This is a genomic window from Saccharothrix sp. NBAS 001 (genome assembly GCF_056640475.1).
Genome location: NZ_CM153251.1, coordinates 5662290 through 5670000, shown reverse-complemented (window position 1 = coordinate 5670000; position 7711 = coordinate 5662290). Strand labels below are relative to the sequence as shown.

General features: G+C 68.3%; 6 protein-coding genes and 2 rRNA genes (1 of these 8 running past the window's edge). 7 read left to right on the top strand and 1 reads right to left on the bottom strand.

Translation table 11 applies throughout. The annotated features are described in order from the left end of the window. Both AC0HI0_RS23735 and rrf read left to right on the top strand, forming a co-directional pair. Positions 1–2030: ribosomal RNA gene (locus AC0HI0_RS23735) — 23S ribosomal RNA — on the top strand (it extends 1048 nt beyond the left edge of the window). Positions 2031–2144: 114 nt separating this feature from the next. Then, a 5S ribosomal RNA gene (rrf, locus tag AC0HI0_RS23730) occupies positions 2145–2261 on the top strand. An 87-nt stretch (positions 2262–2348) separates the two neighbouring features. Here rrf and AC0HI0_RS23725 read toward each other — a convergent pair. After that, positions 2349–4301, bottom strand: a complete 1953-nt coding sequence (locus tag AC0HI0_RS23725; RefSeq protein ID WP_480925701.1) for a hypothetical protein — start codon at positions 4299–4301, stop codon at positions 2349–2351. Between AC0HI0_RS23725 and AC0HI0_RS23720 the strand changes: the two genes are divergently transcribed. From AC0HI0_RS23720 to AC0HI0_RS23700, 5 genes are all read left to right on the top strand, one after another. Then, positions 4245–4862: a hypothetical protein gene (locus tag AC0HI0_RS23720; protein ID WP_480925700.1), complete on the top strand. Its 618-nt coding sequence runs from the start codon at positions 4245–4247 to the stop codon at positions 4860–4862. The genes AC0HI0_RS23725 and AC0HI0_RS23720 overlap by 57 nt on opposite strands. A 126-nt stretch (positions 4863–4988) precedes the next feature. Further along, a complete protein-coding gene (locus AC0HI0_RS23715; protein ID WP_480925699.1) occupies positions 4989–5774 on the top strand; it encodes an HAD-IIA family hydrolase in 786 nt (261 codons plus the stop codon). Between the two features lie 4 nt (positions 5775–5778). Further along, positions 5779–5952: a hypothetical protein gene (locus AC0HI0_RS23710; protein ID WP_480925698.1), complete on the top strand. Its 174-nt coding sequence runs from the start codon at positions 5779–5781 to the stop codon at positions 5950–5952. Positions 5953–5956: 4 nt separating this feature from the next. Next, on the top strand, positions 5957–6763 hold the full coding sequence (locus tag AC0HI0_RS23705) for a TlyA family RNA methyltransferase (protein WP_480925697.1): 807 nt from the start codon (positions 5957–5959) through the stop codon (positions 6761–6763). After that, positions 6760–7704 (top strand): NAD kinase, encoded by a 945-nt coding sequence (locus AC0HI0_RS23700; protein ID WP_480925696.1) that lies wholly within the window; start codon positions 6760–6762, stop codon positions 7702–7704. The genes AC0HI0_RS23705 and AC0HI0_RS23700 overlap by 4 nt, the downstream gene beginning before the upstream one ends. Positions 7705–7711 lie beyond the last annotated feature (7 nt).

Genomic DNA, 7711 nt, shown 5'->3' with positions numbered 1-7711 from the left:
CGTAGTCGAGAGGGAAACAGCCCAGAACGCCGGCTAAGGCCCCTAAGTGTGTGCTAAGTGGGAAAGGATGTGGGGTCGCTCAGACAACCAGGAGGTTGGCTTAGAAGCAGCCACCCTTTAAAGAGTGCGTAATAGCTCACTGGTCAAGTGGTCCTGCGCCGACAATGTAGCGGGGCTTAAGCACACCGCCGAAGCCGTGTCATTCAGATTTTGTCTGGATGGGTAGGGGAGCGTCGTTCAGCCGTCGAAGCGCCGGAGTGATCCAGGTGTGGAGGCTGGACGAGTGAGAATGCAGGCATGAGTAGCGAAAGCAGAGTGAGAAACTCTGCCGCCGGATGACCAAGGGTTCCTGGGCCAGGCTAATCCGCCCAGGGTAAGTCGGGACCTAAGGCGAGGCCGACAGGCGTAGTCGATGGACAACGGGTTGATATTCCCGTACCCGTGTGAACGCGCCCATGGCGAACCTTGTGATACTAACCGCCCGAAGCCCGCTCTGATCCTTCGGGTGAGGAGTGACGTGGAGCGCGGGACCTGAACTTGTAGTAGTCAAGCGATGGGGTGACGCAGGAGGGTAGCTCCGCCAGTGAGTGGTAGTACTGGTGTAAGCGTGTAGGCCGACGTGTAGGCAAATCCGCACGTCATATAGGCTGAGACGTGATGCATAGCCGATTGAGGCGAAGTAGGGTGATCCCATGCTGTCGAGAAAAGCCTCTAGTGAGTGTTCATGCGGCCCGTACCCCAAACCGACACAGGTGGTCAGGTAGAGAATACCGAGGCGATCGGGCGAACTGTGGTTAAGGAACTCGGCAAAATGCCCCCGTAACTTCGGGAGAAGGGGGCCGAGGGATTTGAAGCCCCTTGCGGGCTAGGATTTTTCGGCCGCAGAGACCAGCGAGAAGCGACTGTTTACTAAAAACACAGGTCCGTGCGAAGTCGCAAGACGATGTATACGGACTGACGCCTGCCCGGTGCTGGAACGTTAAGGGGACCGGTTAGCTCTTCGGGGCGAGGCTGAGAACTTAAGCGCCAGTAAACGGCGGTGGTAACTATAACCATCCTAAGGTAGCGAAATTCCTTGTCGGGTAAGTTCCGACCTGCACGAATGGCGTAACGACTTCTCGACTGTCTCAACCACAGGCCCGGCGAAATTGCACTACGAGTAAAGATGCTCGTTACGCGCGGCAGGACGGAAAGACCCCGGGACCTTTACTATAGCTTGGTATTGGTGTTCGGTTCGGCTTGTGTAGGATAGGTGGGAGACTGGGAAGCGGCCACGCCAGTGGTTGTGGAGTCGTCGTTGAAATACCACTCTGGTCGTACTGGATGTCTAACCTCGGTCCGTGATCCGGATCAGGGACAGTGCCTGGTGGGTAGTTTAACTGGGGCGGTTGCCTCCCAAAGGGTAACGGAGGCGCTCAAAGGTTCCCTCAGCCTGGTTGGCAATCAGGTGTCGAGTGCAAGTGCACAAGGGGGCTTGACTGTGAGACCGACAGGTCGAGCAGGGACGAAAGTCGGAACTAGTGATCCGGCCATGGCTTGTGGAAGCGTGGTCGCTCAACGGATAAAAGGTACCCCGGGGATAACAGGCTGATCTTGCCCAAGAGTCCATATCGACGGCATGGTTTGGCACCTCGATGTCGGCTCGTCGCATCCTGGGGCTGGAGTAGGTCCCAAGGGTTGGGCTGTTCGCCCATTAAAGCGGTACGCGAGCTGGGTTTAGAACGTCGTGAGACAGTTCGGTCCCTATCCGCCGCGCGCGTAGGATACTTGCGGAAGGCTGTCCCTAGTACGAGAGGACCGGGACGGACGGACCTCTGGTGTGCCAGTTGTCCTGCCAAGGGCATTGCTGGTTGGCTACGTTCGGAAGGGATAACCGCTGAAAGCATCTAAGCGGGAAGCCTGTTCCTAGATGAGGTATCCCACCCTTTGTGGGGTAAGGCCCCCAAGAGACTATTGGGTTGATAGGCCGGAGATGGAAGGCCGGTAACGGCTGGAGTTGACCGGTACTAATAGGCCGAGGACTTGCTCACAAACATGCTACGCATCCACTGTGCGGTTCTGAAGGAACCGAACCGGACCACCACGGTCCCGGGCCCGGGAGGGTGTCGGGGTGTGGTGCCTACGGGTTGGTAATTTCATAGTGTTTCGGTGGTCATAGCGGTTGGGGAACACCCGGTCCCATTCCGAACCCGGTAGTTAAGCCTTCCAGCGCCGATGGTACTGCACTCGTGAGGGTGTGGGAGAGTAGGACGCCGCCGAACAATTTTTCCCTGAAAGGGCTTGTGGTGGGGGCACATCGAGATGTGCTCAAGTCACAAGCCCTTTCGGCGTGTCCACAGTAGGAGGAGTTACAGGTGTCGAGGTTCGGGGACCGTCCAGGCGACCGCCAGCGTGGCCAGGGAGACCGACCGCGCCGTTCCGAAGGTGGCCGCGCCGAGGGAGGCCGCAAGCCCAGCAGCGGTGGTGGTCGCGACAGCGGCCGCGACAACACCGGGCGGGACAGCGGCAGGAGTGATCGCGGCGGATATCCCCGCCGTGACGACAACAAGCCCAGCTTCGACCGCAACCGCGACGACCGCCCCCGTGGCGGCGACCGCAGCCGAGACGATCGCGGCAGCTACAACCGCGACGACAACAACCGGCGTGATGGTTTCCGGCGTGACGACAGCCGCTCGGACAACCGGTCCGACCGCTCGCGTTCCGACCGCCCTTTCTCGGACCGTCCGCGCTACGACAAGCCGCGTGACGACCGTGGCGGTTACAACCGTTCGGGTGGCGACAACCGGAGTTCCGGCAGTCGGTTCGGTGGTAGCCGGACCAGTGGTGGCAGCGGTGAGCGTCGTGAGTTCAAGCCGCGTGACGACCGTGGTGGATACCAGCCTCGCGACAGCCGTAGCGACAGTCGTAGTGACAGCCGCAGTGGTGAGCGTCGTGAATTCCGGCCGCGTGACGACCGTGGCGGGTACAAGCCGCGCGAGGACCGTGGGGGTTACCAGTCGCGGGACAACCGTGGCGGGGATCGCCGTGAGTTCAAGCCGCGCGATGACCGTGGCGGCGAGCGTCGTGAATATCGGCCGCGTGATGACCGGGCTGGCGAACGCCGTGAGTACCGGCCTCGGGACGACCGCGCCGGTGAGCGTCGCGAGTTCAAGCCGCGTGACGATCGCGGTGGTGAGCGTCGCGAGTTCCGGCCGCGTGACGACCGTGGCGGGGACCGTCGCGACTTCAAGCCACGCGAGGATCGCGGTGGCTACCAGTCGCGGGACAACCGCAGTGACAGTCGTAGTGACAGCCGCAGTGGTGAGCGTCGTGAATTCCGGCCGCGTGACGATCGCGGTGGGTACAAGCCGCGCGATGACCGTGCTGGCGAACGTCGTGAGTTCAAGCCGCGTGACGATCGCGGCGGCGAGCGTCGCGAATACCGCCCTCGGGATGACCGGGGGACGGACCGTCGTGAGTTCAAGCCCCGTGACGACCGTGGCGGCGAACGCCGCGAGTACCGGCCTCGGGACGACCGCGCCGGTGAGCGTCGCGAGTTCAAGCCGCGTGATGACCGCGGTGGCGAGCGTCGTGAATACCGGCCGCGTGACGACCGTGGTGGCTACCAGTCGCGGGACAACCGTGGCAGTGGCGACCGGCGTGACTCGCGTCCGCGTGACGACCGCGGTGGTTACCCGCGTCGTGACGACCGGGGCGGGTTCCGGCGTGACGATCGGCGCGATGACCGTCGCGACGACCGCAAGGACGGCAAGCGTGACGAGCGGAGCCGTGACCGGGCCGCGCGTTTCCAGGATCGGGTCGCGCAGACCGATGAGGTCTCCGGCAACGATGCCGTCGAGTCGGCCGTTCTCGCCGATGGCACGGTCGTGGTCGAGGGTGGGGCGTCCGGCACGCAGGCCGCTGCGGAGTCGGTGAGCACGTCCGACAAGGACAAGGACGTTGCCGGCCAGGACGTCGCTGACGACCTGGACGCCGACGCCGACGAGGTGGCCGAGGACTCGGACGACGAGGACTCGGACGACGACAGCGACGACCGTGGTCCCGAAGGCAGCGACTCGGACGACGTCGGCGCGGAGGATCGCGCCGACGATGCCGATGACGATGACCGCGAGGAGCGCGAGGAGCGCGACGACCGCGACGACCGTGGTGACGCGGGACAGCGGCGTGAGGACAGCGGCGAGTTCACGCGGGCCCGTACGCCGGAGTTGCCCGAGGACGCCGACATCTCCATCCTCGACCCCGAGGTGAAGCAGGAGCTGCGCGGTCTGCCCAAGGGGCTCGCCGAGATCGTCGGACGGCACCTCGCCGCAGCCGGCATCCTCATCGACAGCGAGCCCGAACTCGCCCTGGAGCACGCCCGGTACGCGCGCACCAAGGCCGCCCGGGTCGGGGTGGTGCGGGAGGCCGCAGGTCTGACCGCCTACTACGCCGGCGAGTGGGCCGAGGCGCTGTCCGAGCTGCGTGCGGCGCGGCGGATGACGCACGGCGCTGGTCACCTCGCCGTCATGGCCGACTGCGAGCGCGCGCTGGGCCGTCCCGAACGCGCCATCGAACTCGCCCGCGAGGCCCAGGGCGTCACCCTGGACCCCGAGGAGGCGGTGGAGCTGCGGATCGTCGCGGCCGGTGCCCGGCGGGACATGGGGCAGTTCGACGCCTCGGTCGTCGCCCTCCAGGGTGACGACCTGGACCCGAAGCGGCGGGACCCGTGGAGTGCCCGGCTGTTCTACGCCTACGCCGACAACCTCGCGGCGGCCGGTCGTACCGAGGAAGCCGTGAAGTGGTTCCTCAACGCCGCCCAGGCCGACGACGACAACGAGACCGACGCCGCCGAGCGCGCGTTCGACCTCAGCCCCCAGGACTGAGCCTCTGGGGCTTAGCCCCGGGACCGGCCCGCGCGGGCCGGGTGGGGCAGGATTGACCGGGACAGTGGCCCGTCCGATCGCGGGCGGGCCACTGTCGTGTCCGGACGTTCGAACGACGGGGGAACCGTGCTACTGGACCGCTACGACGCGCTGCTGCTGGACCTCGACGGCACGGTCTACCGGGGCCGGGACGCGGTGCCCGGCGCGGTGGACGCGGTGGCCGCCGCGCGGGGGCGGGGGATCGGCATCCGGTTCGTCACCAACAACGCCTCGCGCTCGCCCCAGGACGTCGCCGACCACCTGACCGAGATCGGTTTCCGCGCCGCTCTGGACGAGGTGAGCACCAGCGCCCAGGCCGCGGCGGCGATGCTGCCCGACCTGGTCCCCGCCGGTTCCGACGTCCTCGTGCTCGGCACCGACGCGCTCGCCGACGAGGTCCGCCGGTGCGGGTTCACGCCCGTCCGCGCGGCCGAGGGGGCGGCGGCCGTGGTGCAGGGCCTGTCCCAGGACCTCGGGTGGCGCGAGCTGGCCGAGGCGGCGCTGGCGATCCGGGCGGGCGCGCGGTGGGTGGCGTGCAACGTCGACGCGACCTTGCCCACCGAACGCGGTCTGCTGCCCGGCAACGGGTCGCTGGTCGCCGCGCTCAAGACCGCCACCGGGGCCGAGCCGCTGGTGGCCGGCAAGCCCGCGACGCCCCTGCTGGAGCAGGCCGCGAAGTCGCTCGGGGCGCAGCGCCCGCTGGTCGTCGGCGACCGGCTGGACACCGACATCCTCGGCGCGGTCAACGCCGGGCTGGACTCGCTGCTCGTGCTCACCGGCGTGTCGACCGAAGCCGACGCGGCCGGGCTGCCCCCGCACCTTCGGCCCACCTACGTAGCGGCGGACCTGTCGGTGCTCGATCGGCTACCGTGAAACGGTGAACTTCGAAGTTCCCCTCCCCGGACCGCCGCGTGATCCGGTGGACGGCATCGACGCCGCGCTCGCCGCGCTGGACGGGCTGGAGCAGCTCGACGTGGCCGAGCACGTGGCCCGGTTCGACGCCGCGCACACCGCGTTGACGGCCGCGCTGGCCGGCATCGACAAGGTCTGATCCGGTGCCGCGCAGGGCTCGGCTGGACGCCGAACTGGTCCGCCGCGGGCTGGCCCGGTCACGGGAGCACGCGAGTCAACTCGTCGCCGCCGGCCGGGTGACGATCCGCGGCACGGTCGCGACGAAACCCGCGACCGCCGTCGAACTGGACACCGCGCTGGTGGTGCGCGAGACCGACGACCCGAACTGGGCGTCGCGCGGCGCGCACAAGCTGGTCGGCGCGCTGGAGGCGTTCCCGGACATCGCCGTCGAGGGCCGCCGCTGCCTGGACGCGGGCGCGTCCACCGGTGGCTTCACCGACGTGCTGCTGCGCGCCGGCGCGCGCCAGGTGGTCGCGGCCGACGTGGGTCGTGGCCTGCTCGACTGGCGGCTGCGCACCGACGACCGGGTCGTGGTCAAGGACAAGACCAACGTGCGGGCGCTGACGCCCGAGGACGTCGGCGGTCCGGTTGAACTGGTGGTGGCGGATCTCTCGTTCATCTCGTTGAGGCTGGTGCTGCCCGCGCTGGCCGCGTGCCTCGACGAGGAGGGCGATCTGCTGCCGATGGTGAAACCCCAGTTCGAGGTGGGCAAGGAGCGGTTGGGGTCGGGCGGCGTGGTCCGCGATCCGGGGCTGCGGGCCGAGGCCGTGCTGGACGTCGTGGCGTCGGCCGCGGCGATCGGGTTGCGGCTGCACGGCGTGACCGCCAGCCCGCTGCCCGGCCCGTCCGGCAACGTCGAGTTCTTCGCCTGGCTGCGCCGCGGCGAGCCGCTGGCGGCCGAGGCCGCCGACGCGCTGGTGCGCGCGGCCGTGGCGGAAGGTCCCCAGTGAGCGACGACACCGGGACGGGGAGAGCCGTGGGCGGCGGGGCGGTGGCCGGGGACCGGGAGATCCTGCTGGTCGTGCACACCGGGCGGCCGAGCAACGTGCTGGTCGCGCAGGAGGTGGCCCGGCGGTTCGCGGCGGCCGGGGTGCGGCTGCGGGTGCTCAAGGACGAGGCGGCCGAGCTGGACCGGTCCTGCTACGCGCAGGTGGTGACCGCCGACGACAACGCCGCCGAGGGCACCGAGCTGGTGTTCGTGCTCGGCGGTGACGGCACGCTGCTGCGCGCGGCGGAACTGGCGCGCGCGGCGGGCGTCCCGGTGCTCGGGGTGAACCTGGGCCGGGTCGGGTTCCTGGCCGAGGCCGACTCCGACGCGCTGTTCGAGGCGATCACCCACGTCATCGAGCGCACCTACGAGGTCGAGGAGCGGATGACGGTGGACATCACCGCGTCCGTGGACGGCGAGGTGCTGGCGGGCACGTGGGCGCTCAACGAGGCGAGCGTGGAGAAGAGTTCACGCGAACGGATCCTCGACGTCGTGGTGGAGGTGGACGGCCGGCCGGTGTCGGCGTTCGGCTGCGACGGCGTGCTGGTGGCGACCCCGACCGGGTCGACCGCGTACGCGTTCTCGGCGGGCGGGCCGGTGGTGTGGCCGGACGTGCACGCGCTGCTGGTGGTGCCGTCGAACGCGCACGCGCTGTTCGCCCGGCCGCTGGTGGTGTCGCCGACGTCGGTGGTCGCGCTGGAGATCGACCCGGGCGGGCACCCGGCGGTGCTCTGCGCGGACGGGCGGCGCACGGTGGGGCTGCCGGCGGGCGCGCGGGTCGAGGTCCGGGGCGGGGCGACGCCGCTGCGGCTGGTCCGGCTGCGCGAGGGCCCGTTCACCGATCGGCTGGTGGAGAAGTTCTCGCTGCCCGTCCAGGGGTGGCGGGGTCCGCTCGCCGAATAGAACACTT